The organism is Streptomyces xanthii, assembly GCF_014621695.1.
Classification (GTDB): domain Bacteria; phylum Actinomycetota; class Actinomycetes; order Streptomycetales; family Streptomycetaceae; genus Streptomyces; species Streptomyces xanthii.
Window position 1 is genome coordinate 4810223 of record NZ_CP061281.1, and the last position, 21055, is coordinate 4831277.

23 protein-coding genes are annotated in these 21055 nt (G+C 71.1%); 17 read left to right on the plus strand and 6 right to left on the minus strand.

Translation table 11 applies throughout. The annotated features are described in order from the left end of the window. The 4 genes from hppD to nthA are packed head-to-tail and all read left to right on the plus strand — an operon-like array spanning position 1 to position 2313. Positions 1–1146 (plus strand): 4-hydroxyphenylpyruvate dioxygenase, encoded by a 1146-nt coding sequence (hppD, locus tag IAG42_RS21750; protein WP_188338631.1) that lies wholly within the window; start codon positions 1–3, stop codon positions 1144–1146. A gap of 22 nt (positions 1147–1168) precedes the next feature. Next, a complete protein-coding gene (locus IAG42_RS38585) occupies positions 1169–1453 on the plus strand; it encodes an SH3-like domain-containing protein (protein ID WP_188338632.1) in 285 nt (94 codons plus the stop codon). After that, positions 1446–1736 carry an SH3-like domain-containing protein gene (locus IAG42_RS38590; RefSeq protein WP_188338633.1) on the plus strand — a complete coding sequence of 97 codons (291 nt, stop codon included), beginning with the start codon at positions 1446–1448 and terminating at the stop codon, positions 1734–1736. The genes IAG42_RS38585 and IAG42_RS38590 overlap by 8 nt, the downstream gene beginning before the upstream one ends. Then, positions 1726–2313, plus strand: coding sequence for a nitrile hydratase subunit alpha (gene nthA / locus IAG42_RS21765; RefSeq protein ID WP_188338634.1), 588 nt, complete (start codon positions 1726–1728; stop codon positions 2311–2313). Before IAG42_RS38590 ends, nthA begins: the two co-directional genes overlap by 11 nt. 363 nt (positions 2314–2676) lie before the next feature. Here nthA and IAG42_RS21770 read toward each other — a convergent pair whose 3' ends face one another. After that, positions 2677–4173, minus strand: coding sequence for a tetratricopeptide repeat protein (locus tag IAG42_RS21770; RefSeq protein ID WP_188338635.1), 1497 nt, complete (start codon positions 4171–4173; stop codon positions 2677–2679). A 110-nt stretch (positions 4174–4283) separates the two neighbouring features. On the opposite strand from IAG42_RS21770, the gene IAG42_RS21775 reads away from it, so the two are divergent. Next, positions 4284–5654: an FAD-binding oxidoreductase gene (locus tag IAG42_RS21775; protein WP_188338636.1), complete on the plus strand. Its 1371-nt coding sequence runs from the start codon at positions 4284–4286 to the stop codon at positions 5652–5654. 85 nt (positions 5655–5739) lie between these two features. On the opposite strand, the gene IAG42_RS21780 is transcribed toward IAG42_RS21775, so the two are convergent. Beyond that, the gene (locus IAG42_RS21780; RefSeq protein ID WP_188338637.1) at positions 5740–6216 is read right to left on the minus strand and encodes an SsgA family sporulation/cell division regulator; all 477 of its coding nucleotides are present in this window, start codon (positions 6214–6216) and stop codon (positions 5740–5742) included. Positions 6217–6460: 244 nt separating this feature from the next. Here IAG42_RS21780 and IAG42_RS21785 point away from each other — a divergent pair, with 244 nt between their 5' ends. Continuing rightward, the gene (locus IAG42_RS21785; protein ID WP_188338638.1) at positions 6461–7894 is read left to right on the plus strand and encodes an RDD family protein; all 1434 of its coding nucleotides are present in this window, start codon (positions 6461–6463) and stop codon (positions 7892–7894) included. Between the two features lie 82 nt (positions 7895–7976). Further along, positions 7977–8723 (plus strand): RDD family protein, encoded by a 747-nt coding sequence (locus tag IAG42_RS21790; RefSeq protein WP_188338639.1) that lies wholly within the window; start codon positions 7977–7979, stop codon positions 8721–8723. Between the two features lie 45 nt (positions 8724–8768). Here the strand turns inward: IAG42_RS21790 and IAG42_RS21795 are convergent, their stop codons facing one another. Continuing rightward, complete coding sequence (locus IAG42_RS21795; RefSeq protein WP_188338640.1) at positions 8769–9062, minus strand: hypothetical protein; 294 nt, start codon at positions 9060–9062, stop codon at positions 8769–8771. 422 nt (positions 9063–9484) lie between these two features. Between IAG42_RS21795 and IAG42_RS21800 the strand changes: the two genes are divergently transcribed. Together IAG42_RS21800 and IAG42_RS21805 are read left to right on the plus strand one after the other, a co-directional pair. Then, a complete protein-coding gene (locus tag IAG42_RS21800; protein ID WP_449657192.1) occupies positions 9485–11833 on the plus strand; it encodes an immune inhibitor A domain-containing protein in 2349 nt (782 codons plus the stop codon). A 133-nt stretch (positions 11834–11966) separates the two neighbouring features. Beyond that, positions 11967–12299 carry a hypothetical protein gene (locus IAG42_RS21805; protein ID WP_188338642.1) on the plus strand — a complete coding sequence of 111 codons (333 nt, stop codon included), beginning with the start codon at positions 11967–11969 and terminating at the stop codon, positions 12297–12299. 287 nt (positions 12300–12586) lie between these two features. On the opposite strand, the gene IAG42_RS21810 is transcribed toward IAG42_RS21805, so the two are convergent. Together IAG42_RS21810 and IAG42_RS21815 are read right to left on the minus strand one after the other, a co-directional pair. Further along, positions 12587–13177 carry an isochorismatase family protein gene (locus IAG42_RS21810; protein ID WP_188338643.1) on the minus strand — a complete coding sequence of 197 codons (591 nt, stop codon included), beginning with the start codon at positions 13175–13177 and terminating at the stop codon, positions 12587–12589. Between the two features lie 107 nt (positions 13178–13284). Beyond that, the gene (locus tag IAG42_RS21815; RefSeq protein WP_188338644.1) at positions 13285–14613 is read right to left on the minus strand and encodes a nicotinate phosphoribosyltransferase; all 1329 of its coding nucleotides are present in this window, start codon (positions 14611–14613) and stop codon (positions 13285–13287) included. A gap of 119 nt (positions 14614–14732) precedes the next feature. Here IAG42_RS21815 and clpS point away from each other — a divergent pair, with 119 nt between their 5' ends. From clpS to IAG42_RS21845, 7 genes are all read left to right on the plus strand, one after another. Beyond that, positions 14733–15050, plus strand: coding sequence for an ATP-dependent Clp protease adapter ClpS (gene clpS, locus IAG42_RS21820; protein WP_188338645.1), 318 nt, complete (start codon positions 14733–14735; stop codon positions 15048–15050). 10 nt (positions 15051–15060) lie between these two features. After that, positions 15061–15660, plus strand: coding sequence for a DUF2017 domain-containing protein (locus IAG42_RS21825; protein WP_188338646.1), 600 nt, complete (start codon positions 15061–15063; stop codon positions 15658–15660). 357 nt (positions 15661–16017) lie between these two features. Continuing rightward, entirely contained in the window at positions 16018–17466 is a 1449-nt protein-coding gene (locus tag IAG42_RS21830; protein WP_188338647.1) for an amino acid permease, read from the plus strand. Between the two features lie 76 nt (positions 17467–17542). After that, positions 17543–17959, plus strand: coding sequence for a Mov34/MPN/PAD-1 family protein (locus IAG42_RS21835; RefSeq protein WP_188338648.1), 417 nt, complete (start codon positions 17543–17545; stop codon positions 17957–17959). A gap of 91 nt (positions 17960–18050) precedes the next feature. Next, positions 18051–18152: a putative leader peptide gene (locus tag IAG42_RS38475; RefSeq protein ID WP_317453331.1), complete on the plus strand. Its 102-nt coding sequence runs from the start codon at positions 18051–18053 to the stop codon at positions 18150–18152. A gap of 117 nt (positions 18153–18269) precedes the next feature. Next, positions 18270–18548 (plus strand): MoaD/ThiS family protein, encoded by a 279-nt coding sequence (locus IAG42_RS21840; RefSeq protein ID WP_188338649.1) that lies wholly within the window; start codon positions 18270–18272, stop codon positions 18546–18548. Positions 18549–18565: 17 nt separating this feature from the next. Beyond that, positions 18566–19516, plus strand: coding sequence for a PLP-dependent cysteine synthase family protein (locus tag IAG42_RS21845; protein ID WP_188338650.1), 951 nt, complete (start codon positions 18566–18568; stop codon positions 19514–19516). Between the two features lie 115 nt (positions 19517–19631). Here the strand turns inward: IAG42_RS21845 and IAG42_RS21850 are convergent, their stop codons facing one another. After that, entirely contained in the window at positions 19632–20075 is a 444-nt protein-coding gene (locus IAG42_RS21850) for a type II toxin-antitoxin system PemK/MazF family toxin (RefSeq protein WP_188338651.1), read from the minus strand. 220 nt (positions 20076–20295) lie between these two features. Between IAG42_RS21850 and IAG42_RS21855 the strand changes: the two genes are divergently transcribed. Further along, positions 20296–21048, plus strand: coding sequence for an MBL fold metallo-hydrolase (locus IAG42_RS21855; protein ID WP_188338652.1), 753 nt, complete (start codon positions 20296–20298; stop codon positions 21046–21048). The last annotated feature ends 7 nt before the right edge of the window (positions 21049–21055 follow it).

Below are 21055 nucleotides of genomic sequence, written 5' to 3' on the forward strand. Positions count from 1 at the left end.
ATGACGCAGACCACAGACCACACCCCCGACACCGCCCGGCAGGCCGACCCCTTCCCGGTCAAGGGGATGGACGCGGTCGTCTTCGCCGTGGGCAACGCCAAGCAGGCCGCGCACTACTACTCGACGGCCTTCGGCATGAAGCTGGTCGCCTACTCCGGACCGGAGAACGGCAGCCGCGAGACCGCCTCCTACGTCCTGACGAACGGCTCCGCCCGCTTCGTGTTCACCTCCGTCATCAAGGCCTCCACCGACTGGGGCCACTTCCTCGCGGAGCACGTGGCGGAGCACGGCGACGGCGTCGTCGACCTCGCCATCGAGGTGCCCGACGCGCGCGCCGCCTACGCGTACGCCACCGAGCACGGCGCCCGCGGCCTGACGGAGCCCTACGAGACGAAGGACGAGCACGGCACCGTCGTGCGCGCGGCCATCGCCACGTACGGCAAGACCCGCCACACCCTCGTCGAGCGCAGCGGCTACGACGGCCCGTACCTGCCCGGCTTCGAGGCCGCCGACCCGATGGTCGAGCCCCCGGCCAAGCGCACCTTCCAGGCCATCGACCACTGCGTCGGCAACGTCGAACTCGGCCGCATGAACGAGTGGGTGGCGTTCTACAACAAGGTCATGGGCTTCACGAACATGAAGGAGTTCGTGGGCGACGACATCGCGACCGAGTACAGCGCGCTGATGTCCAAGGTCGTCGCCGACGGCACGCTCAAGGTCAAGTTCCCGATCAACGAGCCGGCCGTCGCCAAGAAGAAGTCCCAGATCGACGAGTACCTGGAGTTCTACGGCGGCGCCGGCGTCCAGCACATCGCCCTCGCCACGAACGACATCGTCGCGTCCGTACGGGCCATGCGCGCGGCCGGCGTCCAGTTCCTCGACACCCCGGACTCCTACTACGACACCCTCGGCGAGTGGGCCGGCGAGACCCGCGTCCCCGTCGAGACCCTGCGCGAGCAGAAGATCCTCGTCGACCGCGACGAGGACGGCTACCTGCTGCAGATCTTCACCAAGCCGGTCCAGGACCGCCCGACCGTCTTCTTCGAGATGATCGAGCGCCACGGCTCCATGGGCTTCGGCAAGGGCAACTTCAAGGCCCTGTTCGAGGCGATCGAGCGCGAGCAGGAAAAGCGCGGCAATCTGTAGGACCCGCTCGTAGTCTGGCCGCATGGCCAGGATCAACGACGTAGGCGGAATGACAGGGTTCGGCGTCATCGACACCAGCGACGACGCCGAACCCTTCCACGCGGACTGGGAGGCGCGCGTCTTCGCGCTCCAGCGCGCGCTGCTCGTGAAGAAGGTGTTCAACCTCGACGAGTTCCGGGACGCGATCGAGACGATGCCGCCGCAGGAGTACCTCGCGGCCTCGTACTACGAGCGCTGGTTCCACGCGATCCGCACGCTCCTGGAGCGCAAGGGCGTCATCGAGCCGGGGGCGCTGGACCATGCCTGACACCACCGCCGTGTTCGCCCCGGGCGACCTCGTCCGTACGTACGGCCACGACCCGGTCCACCACACCCGGCTGCCGCGCTACGCCCGCGGCAAGCTCGGCGTCGTCGTCGAGCCCGAGGGGTTCGCGCCGCTCGCCGACGTCCGCTCCCAGGGGCGCGACGATGCCCCCGTCGAGATGATCTACGCCGTGCGGTTCAGCGCGCGCGAGCTGTGGGGCGAGGGCGACCACGAAGTCGTCCTCGACCTGTCGCAGAGCTACCTGGAGGCAGCCGATGTCCGGTGACCACGACGACGCGGTGATCTCCCGTCAGGTACGGCGCCTGGAGACCCTGCTGGAGGAGAAGGGCATCGTCGGCGGCGACACCGTCGACGAGGTCATCGACGGCTTCCTGTCCGGGGCCTCGCCGCTGAACGGGGCGAAGGTCGTGGCCCGCGCCTGGACCGACCCCGGCTTCAAGGCGCGGCTTCTGGCGGACGGTTCCGCCGCCGTCGCCGAGCTCGGATTCAGCTCGGGCGGGGTGCAGCCGCAGCGGCTGCGGGTCGCCGAGAACACGGAGTCCGTGCACAACGTGGTCGTCTGCACGCTGTGCTCCTGCTATCCGCTGCGGCTGCTCGGGCCCTCGCCGGGCTGGTACAAGAGCGAGGCGTATCGCTCGCGCGTGGTGCGGGAACCTCTGGCGGTGCTCGCCGAGTTCGGGGTCGAGCTGGGAGAGGCCGTCTCGGTACGGGTCTGGGACTCCAGCGCGGAGACCCGCTACATGGTCCTCCCACGCCGCCCCGCCGGCACGGAAGCTCTGACCGAGCCGGAGCTGGTGTCCTTGGTGACCCGGAACGGGCTGATCGGCACGGCCGTCGTCTGACCCCGGGTCGGGTGGGGGCATCGCGTGTGCCCCGCGCGGGCCGTCCCTCGACTGCAGCGCCGTCGCGGTTGCTCGCGCAGTTCCCCGCGCCCCTGGAGGGTCCCCCGTGCGGCGGTCCTTCGACTGCTGCGCCGTCGTGGTTGCTCGCGCAGTTCCCCGCGCCCCTGAAGGGCACACTCCGTGCGCCCCCGGGGACCTGCCGGTCGCGCCCCGCGTCGGAGTCGCTGATCGGACACAGCCCCGCGCTCCTGATGGGGCCTCCCCTCGTCGGGGAGATGCCACCCGAAGGGTGTGCATCTCAGGGGCGCGGGGAACTGCGCGACCAGCCCCCACCGGAGCCGCACCCGCCCCGCTCGCCGGAGGCTAGCGGCGCTTGGGGGCCCACATCTGGGCGGGCCCGCCTTCGTCCGGCTCACCGAGGGAGTCGAGGGCCGCGCGAGCGCGGGGCGCGTCCAGGGGGGAGAACGCCGGGTTGATCCGGAGGGCCTCGCCGAGATGACGCCGGGCGGGACCGGCGAGGTCCAACTCCCGTTCCACCACGCCCCGGTGATACATGAACCCGGCGACCCGCACCGTACCGGCCTTCTGCCGATCCGTGGCCCGCCGCAGATACCCCAGCGCCTCCCGGTCGTCCCCGGCCCGGTGCAACGCCCACCCGAGCGCATCCGCGACCCCCACGCTCGGCGCCCGCTTCCACGCGGCCCGCAGCCGCGACACGGCCGCCCCCGCGTCCCCGTGATCGGCCTCCAGCCGCCCGAGCACCACCACGTCCACCTCACCCGCCCCGCGCTGCCGCAGCGCGTCGTACTCCGTGCGGGCCGCGTCGGCCATCCCCAGCGACTCGTACAGCTCGCCCAGTTCCAGCACGTACGCGGGCGCGGGCCGCAGCTCGATCGCCCGCCGGTACGCCCGCAGCGCCTCCGAGGACCGCCCCAGCGAGGTGAGCGCACGCCCCCGCCCGGCCAGCGCGGCCGCGCTGTCCGGATCGGCGCCGAGCGCCGCGTCGAAGTGCCGCAGCGCCCCCGCCGCGTCCCCCCGCTCCCAGGCCAGCTCGCCCCCGCGGGCCAGCAGCGCGGCCTGCTCCGCGGGCGTCCCCGCACGCGCCACCGCGTCGGACAGCACCGCCTCGGCGTCCTCCCGCCAGCCCCGGTCCCGGTACACCGCGACGGTGCGCAGCGTGACCGCCGTCCCCGAGGCCAGTTCGGTCAGCTTCTCCAGGTTCTTCCCGGCCGCCTTGCCGTTGCCGAGCCCCTGATAGGCGTCGACCAGATACGCGTACGAGGACCAGCGGCGCGGCGCCAGCTTCCGCGCCCGTTCGCCGAAGGCGCGGGCCCCGGGCCAGTCGCCGCGCGCGACGGCCAGCGCGGCGAGCCCGTCGAGCGCCGCCGCGTTCCCGTTCGGCCGCGCCCGCAGCGAATCGCGCAACGCCCGTTCGGCGCGCGGGAAGTCGGCCGTCCGCGCGGTGCGGGTGCCGCGCTCCACGTACGCGGCGCCGAGTTCGGCGAGCGCCCCGTCGTCGCGCGGATGCTCCCGGACCCCGGCCTCGCGTTCGCGGATCAGCGCCGTGAGGTCGGGCAGCGCGGCGGGCGCCCCGACGGCGGCCGCGATCGCCGCGCGCCCGGCCGGACCGGGCAGCGCCCCCGCCCGGGGCGTCTCCTCGCCGGGCAGCAGCACGAGCACTCCGCCGAGCACCGCGCACCCGGCGACGGCGGCGCCCGCGCCGATCAGGGCCCGCCGCACCGTGCGCGAACGGCCGCGCGGCGGATGGTTCCAGGCTTCGGGCCCGCCGCTCCCGTCGTCCGCGCCGGTCTCGTCGTGCGCCGAACCCGTGGCGTTCCCGGAGTTCTCGAGGGTCTCCATAGGGCACACATTGGGTCAATACGAAGAGCGCATCACGGCAACATTCCGCCTGGCGGGAGGGCGTCGCTCATTCGGTTCACACACGTGGCCCCGAGTGCCACGCTGAGGACATGACCAGCACACTTGTCGAACGACTTCAGGAAGCCCTGCCGGCCGGGTCGGTCATCGTCGACCCCGACATCACGAGCGCGTACGCGAACGACATGGCGAGCTTCTGCGACGCGGGCGCCCCGGCCGTCGTCGTCCTGCCGCGCACGGTCGAACAGGTCCAGCACGTCATGCGCACCGCCACGGCACTGCGGGTCCCGGTCGTCCCGCAGGGCGCCCGCACGGGCCTGTCGGGCGGCGCCAACGCCTCCGACGGCTGCATCGTGCTGTCCCTGGTCAAGATGGACCGGATCCTGGAGATCGACGTCGTCGACCGGATCGCGGTGGTCGAGCCGGGCGTCGTCAACGCCACGCTCTCCCGCGCGGTGAACGAGCACGGCCTCTACTACCCGCCGGACCCCTCCAGCTGGGAGATGTGCACCATCGGCGGCAACATCGGCACGGCCTCGGGCGGCCTGTGCTGTGTGAAGTACGGGGTGACGGCCGAGTACGTGCTCGGCCTCGACGTCGTCCTCGCCGACGGGCGCCTGCTCTCCACCGGCCGGCGCACGGCCAAGGGCGTCGCCGGCTACGACCTGACGCGGCTGTTCGTCGGCTCCGAGGGCAGCCTCGGCATCGTGGTCGGCGCGACCCTCGCGCTCAAGCCGCAGCCGCCGCAGCAGCTGGTCCTCGCCGCCGAGTTCGCGTCGACGGACGCCGCCTGCGACGCCGTCTGCAAGATCATGGCGGACGGGCACGTCCCGTCCCTGCTCGAACTGATGGACCGTACGACGGTCAAGGCGGTCAACGACCTCGCCCAGATGGGTCTGCCCGAGACCACCGAGGCGCTGCTCCTGTGCGCCTTCGACACCCTGGACCCGGCCGCCGATCTGGCCGCCGTCGGAGCGCTGTGCGAGGCCGCGGGCGCCACCCAGGTCGTCCCCGCCGAGGACGCCGCCGAGTCCGAACTGCTGCTCCAGGCCCGCCGCCTGTCGCTGACCGCCCTCGAGGCGGTCAAGGGCACGACGATGATCGACGACGTGTGCGTGCCCCGCACCCGGCTCGCCGAGATGCTCGCCGGTGTCGAGCGGATCGCCGAGAAGTACGCGCTCACCATCGGTGTCTGCGCGCACGCGGGTGACGGCAACACCCATCCCACCGTCTGCTTCGACGCACAGGACGCCGACGAGGGCCGCCGCGCCCGCGAGTCCTTCGACGAGATCATGGCCCTCGGTCTGCAGCTCGGCGGCACCATCACCGGCGAACACGGCGTCGGCGTACTGAAGAAGGAGTGGCTGGCGCGCGAGCTCGGGCCGGTCGGGGTCGAGGTCCAGCAGGCGGTGAAGGCGGCCTTCGACCCGCTGGGCATCCTCAACCCCGGCAAGCTGTTCTGAGCGCTCCCGCGCGCACTCTGTGATCCGGACCCGGCGCCGCCGGGTCCGGATATCGGTTCCCGGACGTGCCCCCGTTGCCCGCCGATCACCGCTCGTCGGACGACGACTCGTCCGACGGCCACGGGTCGCGCAGGTACAGGTCGTCGGCCATCAGGGGCGCGAGCAGCTCGGCGAGGCCGTCGTCGATGCCGAGCCGCTCGGCCTCAGAGCCCGGAGGAACCACCCGCAGGGTCCGCTCCAGCCAGGCCGACACCTGCGCGGCGGGCGCTTCGAGGAGCGCGTCGCCGTCGGGGGAGCTCAGCGCCATCAGCACGACGCTGCGCCCCTCGACCTTCGTCGGCCACACCCGCACGTCGCCGTGCCCGCACGGCCGGAAGACGCCCTCGACGAGCAGTTCGCGCGCGAACGTCCAGTTGACCGGGTGCTCCGAGCCGATGTGGAAGGCGATGTGGACGGCGAAGGGGTCGTCCGAACGGTAGGTGAGGCGGGCCGGGACGGGGATGCTGCGCTCCGGCGAGAGCACCAGCCTGAGCTCGAGTTCACGTTCCACGGTGGTGTACATGGCGTGCGCTTCCTTTCCTCGCGAAGGGCCCTCGGGTGGGCCCGTGCAAGGTGAGAGCGCGAGGTGGGCTCGGCATTACGCGACTTCTCGAAGTTTTCTCAGAAGTTTTTTTCCGGGGCCCGGACCGGCCCTCCGCGACCTCCCGTACGGGGGTCGGTACCGGCGGAGCGGCACGGGCGGAGGCGGCGGTCTGATAGATGTGGAGGCCACAACAAGACCCCCGAGCAGATACGGGACGACGGACATGAGCGCCCCAACCCCGGCCCCCGGCGACGACAGGCCCCGCGAAGGCTACTACCCCGACCCGTCCATTCCCGGATATGTCCGGTACTGGAACGGGGCCGCCTGGGTCCCCGGCACCAGCCGCCCCGCCCCGTCCGACGGCGAGCCCCTGCCGGCCCCCGCCGGTGCCGCCTCCGCGCAGGCCCACGCGCCCGCCGCGGCGGAGCCCGCGCCCGCCGAGGAGACCGGCCCCGTCTTCCTCGACGAGGAGCCCTCCGTGCGTACGGAGCGCGGTCCCGAGACGACCGCCTCCCCTCAGGTCCCCGCACCCGGCCCCGTAGCGCAGGAACCGGCGTCCGCCTGGCAGGCCGACGCCGCCCGCCAGGCCGGGTTCGGCGGCGAGCAGGACCGCCGGGTGTCCTGGGGCTCGAAGGAGCCGGCCGAGGAGCCGCCCGCGGCCCCGCAGGCGCCCACCCCCACTCCCACGCCCGCGCCCGCCGACGGCACCGTCGCGATCCGCGCCGTGCGCCCCGGGCCCGAGCAGCGGCCCCCGCGCACCGACGGCACCATGACCATCCGCGCCGTGCCGCAGCAGGCCCCCGCGTCCGAGCCGACGGACCCTCAGGGCCCGCGCTCCGCCCCGGCCGACCCCCGCGTCGGTGCCCAGGCAGCCCCGCCCGCGGCGCCCGCCCCGGCTCCGGCGCCCGCACCCGCCCCGGCCCCGCAGCCGCCCGTCACCCCGCAGGGCCCCGGCTACGGCTACCCCCAGCCCCAGCAGCCGCAGTCCGGCTACGGCTACCCGCAGCAGGCCGCTCCCGGCCCGGTCACCCAGGGCCCCGGCGGCGGTTCGCCGTCCTGGGCGCAGCAGGTGCACCACCTGGCGACGCCCGGCCAGGAGGCGGAGGGCGCGCCCGTCACGCCGTTCAAGCCGGTCGCCGAGGACCCGTTCCTCGCGGCCGCGCAGGCCGCCGCGGCCGCCCGCCCGGCGGGGCTCGGCAAGCGGTTCGTGGCCCGGCTGATCGACTCGCTCGTCGTCGGCGCCGTCACCGCGGTCGCCGCCGTCCCGCTCGGCACCAAGGCCCTCGACCACGTCAACGGCAAGATCGACGAGGCGAAGGCCTCCGGCCGCCAGGTCACCGTCTGGCTGCTCGACGGCACGACCGGCACCTACCTCGGCATCGTCCTCGCCGTGCTCCTCGTCGCCGGTGTCCTCTACGAGGCGCTGCCGACCGCCAAGTGGGGCCGGACCCTGGGCAAGAAGCTGATGGGCCTGAGCGTGCGCGAGATCGAGGGCAACGACTCCCCGAGCTTCGGCGCGGCCCTGCGCCGCTGGCTCGTGTACAGCGTCCCCGGTCTGCTCGCCATCGGTGTCCTCGGCGTCCTGTGGGGCGCGTTCGACCGCCCGTGGCGCCAGTGCCTGCACGACAAGGCGGCCGGTACCTTCGTGGCCGGCTAGGGAGCGTGCCGCCCGGGGGCGGGGTCATCCGTCCGGCGGCCCGCCGGATGCGGGGCGCCGGGCTTCGCGGTCCACTCGGGCCATGAGCACCGAACCGCCCCCCGACGGATCCGGCAGCCCGCCGGACGACGACCCGTTCCGCAAGCCGCCGCCGGAGAACCCCCCGGGAGGCGGCTCGCCGTACGGCAGTTCGCAGAACCCGCCACCCCCACCGGGCGGCGGGGGCCAGAACCCGTACGACTCACCGCAGAACCCCTACGGCGGCGGGGACCAGCCCCCGTACGGCGGCGGTACCCCACCTCCCTACGGCGGTGGTACGCCCCCGCCCTACGGCGGTGACCCGTACGGCGGCGGCTACGGCACCGGGGACCCGCTCGCCGGGATGCCGCCGCTCGCCGACAGCGGCAAGCGGGTGCTGGCCCGCATCATCGACCTGATCCTCGTCGGGGCCGTCGCCGCGCTGCTCGCGTGGGCCTTCGGGATCGCCGAGTACGAGACCGACCCCGACAAGATCGAGTACGGCAAGCAGTTCGGCTCCTCGCTGCTCGCCGCCGTGCTCTACATCGGGTACGACACGTTCCTGACCTCGCGCACCGGGCAGACCCTCGGCAAGAAGCTGATGAAGCTGCGCGTGGCCAACCTCTCCGACGGGGCGACGCCGAGCGTGCAGACCAACCTCGCGCGCGCGGCCGTCCTGTGGCTGCCCAGCGTCTTCTGCTGCGCCTGCCTGTGGCTGATCATCTCCGGCGGCTGGAGCTTCTTCGACAAGCCCTACAAGCAGGGCCTGCACGACAAGGCGGCGAAGACAGTGGTGGTCAGCACCGGCTGAGCGCGGCGCGGTGGTGCGCGTACGACGAACCGGCGGGTCCGTGTCTCACGGGCCCGCCGGTTCGCGCACGGGCTCGCGCGGGGACTCGGCGGCGCCGCTCGCGGCGGGGGAGGCCAGCGTGGTGGCCAGGGGGCGCTCCGGAGCGGGCTCCGGGGCGGGTGCCGCCGGCTTGGGCTTCGGCACCGACATCGCCACGAACACACCGAGGATGAGCGCCGACACGGCGATGACCCCGACTCCGGGGCCCGCGCTGGTGCGTGACAGCAGCAGCATCGCGATCGTGGAGCAGATGACGGTGGCCGAACCGTAGGCGAGCTGTGCGACAGTCGGGCGAGGCATGGCGTTGTCCGTCCTCGTGACATCGGGGGTGCGGGGCGCGGGCCGGTCGGTGGGTACCCGTGAGTACACCGTCGGCTTCACCCTATTCCGCACTGTGCCCGAGCGGAACGGCCGGTAAGCATGACCTAACCCACAGTGCCGTAGCTGCCGGAGCACAGGGGGCGCACGGATTCACCGCGTCCACCAAGTGGACACTCGGACGCGCCCGTTGGCGGCGGCTGGGAATCGGCGGTCTTGTCCGGATTCCGGAGTGCGTCCCCTGCATAGTGAAACGCAAACGTCATCGTCAAGGTCTGTTATTTCTCCTCTACCTCCGGTCAAATGGCGTCACTTGTGACACGTGGCCTCGCGCCACGGAGGAGGGGACCACTCAAGTGACCACCAAGAGACGGGCGTTGAGAGCCGCCGCCGTGCTCGTGACCCTGGCCGCCACCGCGGCCACCGGGTCCATAGCGGCGACGACCGCCCAGGCCGACACCCCGGCCGCCGCGAACAAGGCCTCCGACGGGAAGACCTTCGGGGGCAAGGGCCACGTCATGGACGGCCCGTTCAGCAAGCAGATGGAGCAGCAGCGTCAGACCGCGCTGCAGAACGTGCTCCAGGGCAAGTCCAAGGTCCAGGAGAAGAACGGCTCCAAGGTCGTCGAGCTCTCCAAGGGCAAGTACGTCGAGCTGGGCCGCGAGCGCACGGACAAGATCTTCACGATCCTGACCGAGTTCGGCGACAAGGTCGACAACACGACCCTGGTGGACCGCCAGGACGATGACACGGACGAGCTGAAGCCCAAGTACGGGGGCACGCCCGGTCCGCTGCACAACCAGATCGCCGAGCCGGACCGCACCAAGAACAACAGCACGGCCTGGCAGAAGGACTACGACGCCCAGCACTTCCGCGACCTGTACTTCGGTACGGGCAAGGGCGTCGACTCCCTCAAGACCTACTACGAGAAGACCTCCTCGGGCCGTTACTCGGTCGACGGCGAGGTCTCCGACTGGGTCAAGGTCGAGTACAACGAGGCCCGCTACGGCTCCAACTACTGCGGCGCCGACAACTGCCCGAACGTCGAGGACCTGGTCCGCGACGGCGTCAACGCCTGGGTCGCGCAGCAGAAGGCGGCCGGCAAGTCCGACGCCGACATCAAGGCCGACATGGCCCAGTACGACCAGTGGGACCGTACGGACCACGACAACGACGGCAACTTCAACGAGCCCGACGGCTACATCGACCACTTCCAGATCGTCCACGCGGGCGAGGACGGGTCGGCCGGCGGCGGCGCGCAGGGCGGCGACTCCCTGTGGGCGCACCGCGGTTACGCCTACAGCCGTGACGACGGCAACACGGGCCCCTCGGGCTTCAAGGCCGGCGGCACCCCGATCGGCGACACCGGCATCTGGGTCGGCGACTACACGATGCAGCCGGAGAACGGCGGCCTCGGCGTCTTCGCCCACGAGTACGGCCACGACCTGGGCCTGCCCGACCTGTACGACACCACGTACACGGGCGAGAACTCGGTCGGCTTCTGGTCGCTGATGTCGGCCGGTTCCTGGCTGGGCACCGGCAAGGACTCGATCGGCGACATGCCGGGCGACATGACCGCCTGGGACAAGCTGCAGCTGGGCTGGCTCAACTACGACACGGCGAAGGCGGCGACCAGGTCGACGCACAAGCTGGGTGTGTCGGAGTACAACACCAAGCTGAAGCAGGCGCTCGTCGTCGAGCTGCCGAAGAAGAACGTCACCACCGACATCGTCAAGCCGACCCAGGGCGCCAAGCAGTGGTGGTCCGACTACGGCGACGACCTCGACAACACCCTGGAGCGCACGGTCGATCTGACCGGCAAGTCCAAGGCCGCGCTCGAGCTCGACGGCTGGTGGAACATCGAGAAGGACTACGACTACCTGTACACGCAGGTGTCCACGGACGGCGGCGCGAGCTGGCAGACCATCGACGGCACCGCCGACGGTCAGGCCATCACCCGTGACGGCGGCGACAAGCCGGCCCTGACGGGCGACTCCGTCAAGTTCCAGCACCTGGTCTTCCCGCTCGACGAGTTCGCCGGCAAGAAGATCGGCGTCCGCTTCCGCTACAAGACGGACGGCGGCGCGGGCGGCATGGGCTTCACCGCCGACAACCTGACGGTCAAGGCGGACGGCGCGGCCGTCTTCTCGGACGACGCCGAGGGCGACGACAACGGCTGGACCGCGCGCGGCTTCTCCCGCGTCGGCGCCTCCATCAGCGGCGACTTCCCGCAGTTCTACATCGCCGAGAACCGCCAGTACGTCTCGTACGACAAGACCCTCAAGGTCGGCCCGTACAACTTCGGTTGGCGTGACGGCGGCGCGAAGGACGACTGGGTCGAGCACTACCAGTACCGTCCCGGCCTGATGATCTGGCAGTGGGACACCTCGCAGCGCAACAACAACGTCGGCCAGCACCCGGGCAAGGGTCTGATCCTGCCGATCGACGCGCACGCGAAGCCGATGTACTGGGCCGACGGCAAGACCAAGATCACCAACAAGATCACGCCGTACGACGCAGCCTTCGGCAAGTACCCGGTCCCCGGCATGACGCTGCACCGCCTGGGTGTCGAGAAGAAGATCCCGGCGCAGCTCGGCAACCCGGTCTTCGACGACCACAAGGGCACCTACTGGTACGCCGAGAACCCGACGGGCAGTGTTCAGACAACTGACACCAACACCCGCATCGCGGTCGTCAAGCAGCCGCTCGACGGCTCCTCGATCACGGTGAAGGTCGGCCCCTCGGTCAAGTAACGAGGAAAACCGCAGGTCAAACGTGTATCGGCCGCGACCGAGCTAGCTGGGGCTAGCGGGTCGCGGCCGATCGTGTTTAGGTGCGTCCTGTGGGTTTCTTATTGACACTACGTCTCACGGGGGTGTGACAGTCATGTCCGCAGGAGGGTTCTGCAAGCTGCCGGGCGGCAGCGTGGTGGTGGCACTGACCTTGCCGGCACCGGACGCCGCCGAGGGGGCGGTACGGGTCCTGGTGCACGCCGCGAACCGCGCCCGTGCCCTGACCCGCCTGCGCAATCTGGGCCTGCGCGCGGTCTACCTGCGGGGCAACAGCCACCCGCCGACCCCGGACGAGATCACCGCCGTCCTGCACCATCCGGACGGCCTCCTGTGGCGCGCGGCCCCGGACCCGGCCGTGGGCGAGCTCTGGCACCCGATACGAGCCCTTTTCCGGCCGACGGCCCCCGCGGGCGGCATAGCGAGCTGACCGCCCGAGCCCTGTGGGGCGGCTGACGAGCGGGATCCGGCAGATCGGCCCGTCCGGCAGATCCAGCCCCTCCGGCGTTTGAGGAGCGGGGTCCGGGGCGGAGCCCCGTGGCCTAGGGCCTGTCTGACCGTTCCCTTCTGCTCCGCGACGCCTGGCACGCACTCTCGCCGCACCGGGCGTAAGGCCAAGTACGTCCAGTACGAGGCCTTACGCCCGGCACGCCGAGAGCACGCACCAGACGCCGCGAAGCCGTCCTTCGGACGACGAAGGGAATGGTCAGACAGGCCCTAGGCGACGACGGGCTTGCCGGTGAGCTCGACCCCGGCGCGGCGCAGCTCCTCCAGTGCCGCCTCGGTCGTGGGCGCGGCCACCCCGGCCGTCAGGTCGAGCAGCACATGGGTGCGGAACCCTTCACGGGCCGCGTCCAACGCCGTGGCCCGCACACAGTGATCCGTGGCGATCCCGACGACGTCGACCTCGGAGATCTCCCGGTCCCGCAGCCACTCCGCCAGCGGCACCCCGTTCTCGTCGGCCCCCTCGAACCCGCTGTACGCGGCCGAGTAGGCCCCCTTCGAGAACACGGCGTCGATCGCGCCGGAGGCGACCGCGGGCGCGAAGTTCGGGTGGAAGCCGACGCCCTCCGTGCCGGCGACGCAGTGCGCGGGCCAGGTGGCGACGTAGTCCGGGTTCTCCGAGAAGTGGTCGCCCGGCGCGATGTGGTGGTCGCGGGTCGCCACCACGTGCCGGTAGCCACCGCCGCCGGCCTGGCCGATCAGATCCGTGATCGCGGCAGCGACATCGGCACCTCCCGCCACGGCGAGGCTGCCGCCCTCGCAGAAGTCGTTCTGCACGTCTACGACGATCAGGGCGCGGCGCATGGTCGGTGTCCTTCTGCTGGGAGACTACGAGCGTAGAAGCTCGGCTCGCGGAACGGGAGAGGGCGGGCGGGAGAGGGCACGGACCCCCTCCCGGTGACCGCGGGCGCTCAGGCGTACTCGGTGGGGATGACGGCCTCGCCCTTCGAGAGCTGGGTCGCCGACAGGGGCAGCGCGTCGCGCGCCGCGATGTGCCGCTCGCGGACCGTGTCCAGCGGCTCGCGGGCGATCACCTCGCCGCCCCGGACCAGCTCGACGAGCAGCTGCCGGTCGGCGAGCTCCTCCGGGACCGCGCCGAGGCCCACGACCTCGGCCTCGGCGACCCCGTCCGCGTCGAGCCGGCGCGCGGCCCACTTGCGGCCGCCGACGGAGGCCTTCCCGCCCACCGACTTCTTCGCGACCGGCACGAGCGGCGCCTTCGGGTCGGCGGACTCGGCGCGGGCGACCAGCTTGTAGACCATGGAGCAGGTCGGGTGCCCCGAGCCGGTGACCAGCTGGGTGCCGACCCCGTACGCGTCCACGGGCGCGGCGGCGAGCGAGGCGATGGCGTACTCGTCGAGGTCGGAGGTGACCACGATCTTGGTGTCCTTGGCGCCGAGGTCGTCGAGCTGCTGGCGCACCCGGTGCGCGACGAGCAGCAGGTCGCCGGAGTCGATCCGGACGGCCCCGAGCTTCGGCCCGGCGATCTCCACGGCCGTGCGGACGGCCTTCTGCACGTCGTACGTGTCGACGAGCAGAGTCGTTCCTTCTCCGAGCGTGTCGACCTGGGCGCGGAACGCGTCGCGCTCGGAGTCGTGCAGCAGGGTGAACGCGTGGGCCGAGGTGCCGACGGTCGGGATCCCGTAGCGGAAGCCGGCCGCCAGGTCCGAGGTCGTGGCGAAGCCGCCCACGTACGCGGCGCGGGACGCGGCGACCGCGGCCAGCTCGTGGGTGCGCCGGGCGCCCATCTCGATCAGCGGCCGCTCGCCCGCGGCCGAGGCCATGCGGGAGGCGGCGGCGGCGATCGCCGAGTCGTGGTTGAGGATCGAGAGGATCACCGTCTCCAGGAGCACGCACTCGGCGAAGGAGCCCTCGACGCGCAGGACCGGGGAGCCGGGGAAGTAGACCTCGCCCTCGGGGTAGCCCCAGATGTCGCCGGAGAACCGGTAGTCCGCGAGCCACTGGAGGGTCGGCTCGTCGACGATCCCGGCCTCGCGCAGGAAGCCCAGCTCGCCGGCGCCGAACCGGAAGTTCTCGACGGCGTCCAGGACGCGCCCGGTGCCCGCAACGACGCCGTAGCGGCGCCCCTCGGGCAGACGCCGGGTGAAGACCTCGAAGACCGAGTGCCGGTCGGCGGTGCCCGCTCGGAGGGCGGCCTGGAGCATCGTCAGCTCGTAGTGGTCGGTGAAGAGCGCTGTCGACGGAACGTCCACCGGCAGGCCAAGGTCCGCTGTGTTCATGTTCAGGATGCTACCCCGAATTAGCGTCAGTGTGACGATTTCTGTGGCGCGTGTGGGCGAGGCCACGTGGCGCGCACCCGAGCGGCTCGTTTGTGCGGTTCAGGCCTCCTGGTGGCAGCATGGGCCGTGTGACGGCTCCCGCACCCCTTGAGATCGAAAGCCCCGAGACGACGGAGGACCTCTCCGCGGTCCCCGAGCCGGACGTCCCCTGGATCACCCTGGTCCACAACGACCCGGTGAACCTGATGAGTTACGTGACATACGTCTTCCAGACGTACTTCGGGTACTCCAAGGACAAGGCCACCAAACTGATGATGGACGTTCATCACAAGGGGCGGGCCGTGGTCTCCTCCGGCACCCGCGAGGAGATGGAGCGGGACGTCCAGGCCATGCACGGATACGGCCTGTGGGCCACGCTGCAACAGGATCGGAAGTAACGCCGTACTCATGCCCGGACACTTCGAACCGATCCCCGGAGGCGGCGCCGCCGTCGCCCTCGACGACGTCGAGATCTCCATCATCCGCTCGCTCGCCGTCCAGCTCCTGGAGCTGATCGGCCCCGGCCCCGGCGGCGAGGTCTCCGACGACCCGCTCGCCGAGCTGTTCGCCGAGGGTCCCAGCGAGCCGCCCACCGACGCGGTGCTGCGCCGGCTGCTCCCGGACGCGTACGGCGGCCCGGGCGTCTCCGAGCAGGAGGACCCCGACGAACTGCGCGCGTACTCCTCCGAGTTCCGCCGCTTCACCGAGAACGACCTGCGGGCCGGCAAGCGCGAGGACGCCCTCGCGGTGATCCGCTCGCTGGACGCGCTGAGCCCGGCCGGTGACGGGGGAGCGGTGCTCAAGCTCTCGCCCGGGGAATCGGTGCAGTGGATGCGCGCGCTCAACGACCTGCGCCTGGCCATCGGCACCCGTCTGGAGATCACCGACGAGGAGGACACGGACCTCCTCTACCGGCTGCCGGACGAGGACCCGCGTAAACCCATGGTGATGGCGTACCTGTGGCTCGGCGGTCTCCAGGAGACTCTGGTCGAAACCCTTATGCCCTGACCTGTCAGGACAAGATGGGCGGAGTCTGGACGTCCATTTCCTGGACGTTCGCTCAGCGGACGCTCAAATCCGCATAACGATCCCGTCACCGTGACGCTCCGTAATGCCGCCACGTGCGTTATTTGTCCCCTTTTTCCTGTGTCGTGCGCCACACGCGCCTCGCCCGATCACCGTGAACGGCGTGATAAATCTTCACGACCACCCGGCAGGCGCCACCCCCTGCCCGCCGGGGGCGCCCCGACCGGCAGACCGCCGGTAGGCACAGCTCCATCCATCCAGGGGTTCGACCCCGAAGGATCGTCACAGTCGATCCGAGCCGCGTACGGCACGGATCGGCATGGAGAAAGGCGCACCACCATGACCTCAGTGCAGGTCGACGACAAGCACCACGACGCCGGCAATGAGGCCGTGCAGGACGCGGAAGCGTCCAGCGAGGGCTACCAGCGGGGCCTCGGCTCCCGCCAGATCCAGATGATCGCCATCGGCGGCGCCATCGGCACGGGTCTCTTCCTCGGCGCGGGCAAGGGCATCTCCAAGGCGGGCCCCAGCCTGATCCTCGCGTACGCCATCGCGGGCGTCGTCATCTTCTTCATCATGCGGGCGCTCGGCGAGCTCCTCATGTACCGCCCCGTCTCCGGCTCGTTCTCGGAGTACGCGCGTGAGTTCATCGGCCCCTTCGCGGGCTTCGTCACCGGCTGGACGTACTGGCTGTTCTGGGTCATCACCGGCATGACCGAGGTGACGGCCGCGGCCGTCTACATGACGTTCTGGTGGGACATCCCGCAATGGCTGTCCGCACTCGTCTTCACCGTCATCCTCTTCGGCGCCAACCTGATCTCCGTGAAGCTCTTCGGTGAGCTGGAGTTCTGGTTCTCCACGGTCAAGGTCACCGCCATCATCGGCATGATCCTGATCTGCGCCGGCATCCTCACCATCGGCTTCTCCGACGTCGGTGACACCGCGTCCGTCACGCACCTGTGGGACCTCGGCGGCTTCTTCGCCGGCGAGAACGGCATCGGCTCGACGCTGATGACCCTGCAGATGGTCATGTTCGCCTTCCTCGCGGTCGAGCTCGTCGGCGTCACCGCGGGCGAGGCCAAGGACGCCAAGACCGTCCTGCCCAAGGCCATCAACACCGTGCCGTGGCGCATCGCCGTCTTCTACGTCGGCGCCCTGATCATGATCCTCTCGGTCATCCCGTGGACCTCCTTCAAGGCCGGCGAGAGCCCGTTCGTCCACGCCTTCGACGAGATGGGCCTGGGCATCGGCGCCGCCATCGTCAACTTCGTCGTGCTGACCGCCGCGCTGTCCTCCTGCAACTCGGGCATGTACTCCACCGGCCGCATGCTGCGCGACCTCGCGCTCAACGGCCAGGGCCCGCGCCTGTTCACCAAGCTGAGCAAGAAGGGCCTGCCGGTCGTCGGCACCACATTCTCCGCCGCGATGATGCTGGTCGGCGTCTGGATCAACTACCAGTGGCCGGGCGAGGCGTTCAACTACGTCGTCTCCTTCGCCACCATCTCCGGCATGTGGGCCTGGATCGTCATCCTGATCTCCCAGATCCGCTACCGCCTCAAGTCCGACCGGGGCGAGCTGCCCAAGTCCACGTTCCGCGCCCCGGGCGGCATCTGGGCGAGCATCTTCTCGCTGGCGTTCATCGCGCTGGTCATCGTCACGATGGGCATGGACAAGGACAACCGGGTCGCCCTGTACGGGGCGCCGGTCTGGGGCGCGATCCTCGCGGTCGCCTACTTCGTGCTCAAGGCGCGGAAGACCGAGGGCGCCGCGGCCGTCCAGCGCGGCTGACCCGCCACATCTCACCAGTCGGGCCGTCCCGTACCGCGATCCGGTACGGGGCGGCCCTCCTGCTTATCCTGACCGCATGCTGACGATTTCCAAGGCGCTGTACGACCAGATCGTGGAGCACGCCCGCAAGGACCACCCCGACGAGGCCTGCGGCGTCGTGGCCGGCCCGGTCGGCGAGGGCCGCCCCGAGCGCTTCATCCCGATGCTGAACGCCGCCCGCTCGCCCACCTTCTACGAGTTCGACTCCGGCGACCTGCTCAAGCTGTACCGCGAGATGGACGACCGCGACGAGGAGCCGGTGATCATCTACCACTCCCACACCGCGACCGAGGCCTACCCGTCCCGCACCGACATCACGTACGCCAACGAGCCGGGCGCCCACTACGTCCTCGTCTCCACCGCCGACACCGACGACGCGGGCCCCTTCCAGTTCCGCTCGTTCCGCATCGTCGACGGCGAGATCACCGAGGAAGAGGTCGAGGTCACGGCCTGAGTTCCGGGCTCATCTCGCCATGCAGACGATTTTCGACCGCATGGTGAGATCACATTCCTGGGAGCGGGGCGGGAATCGATACGATGAGCGCATGGTTTTCCACGACGTGAGCGAAAAGACGCCGGGCATGCTGCTCGTGGCGCGGCTGCACGTCGACCTGTGCCGCCTCGCCAGCGCCATCTGTCCGCGCTGAGCCGCACCGCCGTCAGGCCCTGAGCCGCGGCCCGCCCCACCCTGCTCCGCCCGACCGCGCCGCCGCGCGCTCACCGCACGACCCCACACGACTTCCGACTCCTGACAGGAGCCCAGCATGGCCATCGAGGTCCGCATCCCGACCATCCTCCGCACCTACACCGACGGCGCCAAGGCCGTGGAGGGCAAGGGCGAGACCCTCGCCGAGCTCTTCGCCGACCTGGAGACCCGCCACACCGGGATCGAGGCCCGCATCGTGGACGCCGGCCAGCTGCGCCGCTTCGTCAACGTCTACCTGAACGACGAGGACGTCCGCTTCCTCGACGGCATCACGACCAAGCTCGCCGACGGCGACAACGTCACGATCCTGCCGGCCGTCGCCGGCGGCATGCGCTGAGCAAGGCGAATCGACCTATGCGCTACGACAGCCCGCTCGCCGCGGTCGGCAACACCCCCCTGGTGCGCCTGCCGCGGCTGTCGCCCTCCGACGACGTACGGATCTGGGCGAAGCTGGAGGACCGCAACCCGACCGGCTCGGTCAAGGACCGCCCCGCGCTCCACATGATCGAACAGGCCGAGAAGGACGGCCGGCTCACCCCCGGCTGCACCATCCTCGAGCCCACGTCAGGCAACACCGGCATCTCGCTGGCGATGGCCGCCCGCCTCAAGGGTTACCGCATCGTCTGCGTCATGCCGGAGAACACCTCCCAGGAGCGGCGCGACCTGCTCGCCATGTGGGGCGCCGAGATCATCTCGTCCCCCGCCGCGGGCGGCTCCAACACGGCCGTGCGCATGGCCAAGGAGCTCGCGGGGCAGCACCCCGACTGGGTGATGCTCTACCAGTACGGCAACCCGGACAACGCGGGTGCGCACTACGCCACGACGGGCCCGGAGATCCTCGCGGACCTCCCCTCCGTCACCCACTTCGTCGCCGGACTCGGCACCACCGGCACGCTGATGGGCGTCGGGCGCTACCTGCGCGAGCACAAGCCGGACGTCAAGATCGTCGCGGCCGAGCCGCGCTACGACGACCTCGTCTACGGCCTGCGCAACCTGGACGAGGGCTTCGTCCCCGAGCTCTACGACGCCTCCGTCCTCACCACCCGCTTCTCCGTCGGGTCCGCGGACGCGGTGACGCGGACGCGGGAGCTCCTCCAGCAGGAGGGCATCTTCGCCGGGGTCTCGACCGGGGCCGCGCTGCACGCGGCGATCGGGGTCGGCCGCAAGGCCGTCAAGGCCGGCGAGTCCGCGGACATCGTGTTCGTCGTGGCCGACGGCGGCTGGAAGTACCTCTCGACCGGCGTCTACACGGCGGCCACGACGGAGGAAGCGATCGAGGTCCTCCACGGCCAGCTCTGGGCCTGACGCAGCTTCCCGCGCCTGAATCGGAGAAATGCGACCCGAAGGGTCCGCATTTCAGGGGCGCGGGGAACTGCGCGACCAGCCCCCACCGGACCCGCGCCCGGCGACGAACGGGAACTCACCACCCCAGATGCCGCACCTGGTCCCAGACCACCGGGTCCACCAGTCCCGCCCGGCGCCGGAACGCCGAGAACCCCACCTCGCGGAGCTCGTCCGTCTCCAGGAAGCTGGCCCGGCCCCCCGCATCGCCCACCGACCCCGGCGGCAACGCGATCACCCCCGGCCGCTCGTCGTGGTACTTGCTCGTGATCTTCGCGACCAGCGCCACGCTCCCGCGCACCCCGAGCACCAGACACGGCCGGTCCTTGCCCCCGGGCCCGTCCTCGTAGGGCACCCGTGCCCACCAGATCTCCCCGGGCTGCGGCCCCCCGGCCCGCCGCCCGCGCGGCACCCGGGTCCGGCGGCGCTCCGTCGTCCCCCGCCGCCCCCACCCGTCGACCAGCGTCGCGACGAGCGCGAGCAGCACGACGGCAGCGAGCGCGAGCCACCAGGACGTGTCCATAGCCCCGACGGTACCGGTGGGCCGCCGGGGGCGCGCCATCGGCGCCGACACGCCCTGAGGCCCCCCGAACCGGTGACAGCACAGGTGAGTTCCCCCACAACAGCCCGTGACGGAGGAGCCACTCGCCCTTTTGCGCCTTACGCTCGACGGACCTCATCGGGCTCCACCCCATGTGGCTCCACCCCGCATTCCGACCGCCAGCGCGGAGGTTCCGGCTCTCATGAAGCTCACCGTCGTCGGCTGCTCGGGGTCGTTCCCGTCCGCGGATTCGGCCTGTTCGAGCTACCTCGTCGAGGCCGACGGCTTCCGGCTGCTCCTCGACATGGGCAATGGCGCCCTGGGCGAGCTGCAGCGTCACTGTGGTCTCTACGACCTGGACGCGATCTTCCTCAGCCATCTGCACGCGGACCACTGCATCGACATGTGCGCGTACTTCGTCGTCCGCTACTACCGCCACGAAGGCGGCCGCTGCGCGCCCATGCCCGTCTACGGGCCCGAGGGCACCGAGGAGCGGCTGACCACCGCGCACGCCGACGCCCCGTCGGCCTCCGCGTTCAGCGAGGTCTTCGACTTCCAGACGGTGAAGTCGGGCTCGTACCGGATCGGGCCGTTCTCGGTGCGGATGGAGAAGGTCTGCCACCCCGTCGAGTCCTACGCGATCCGCGTCGAGCACGAGGGCCGCTCGCTCACGTACTCCGGGGACACCGGCCCCTGCGAGGCGCTGGAGGAACTGGCGGAGGGCACGGACCTGTTCCTGTGCGAGGCCGCGTTCACGCACGGCAAGGAGAACATCCCGGCGCTGCACCTCAACGGCCGTGAGGCGGGGGAGGCGGCGCGCCGCGCGGGCGCCGGCAAGCTGGTCCTGACGCACATCCCGCCGTGGACGGACCCGCAGGTGAACCTGGCGGACGCCCGGGACGTGTACTCCGGCCCCGTCGAACTGGCGGCGCCCGGGGTCTCGTACGAGATCTGACGCACGT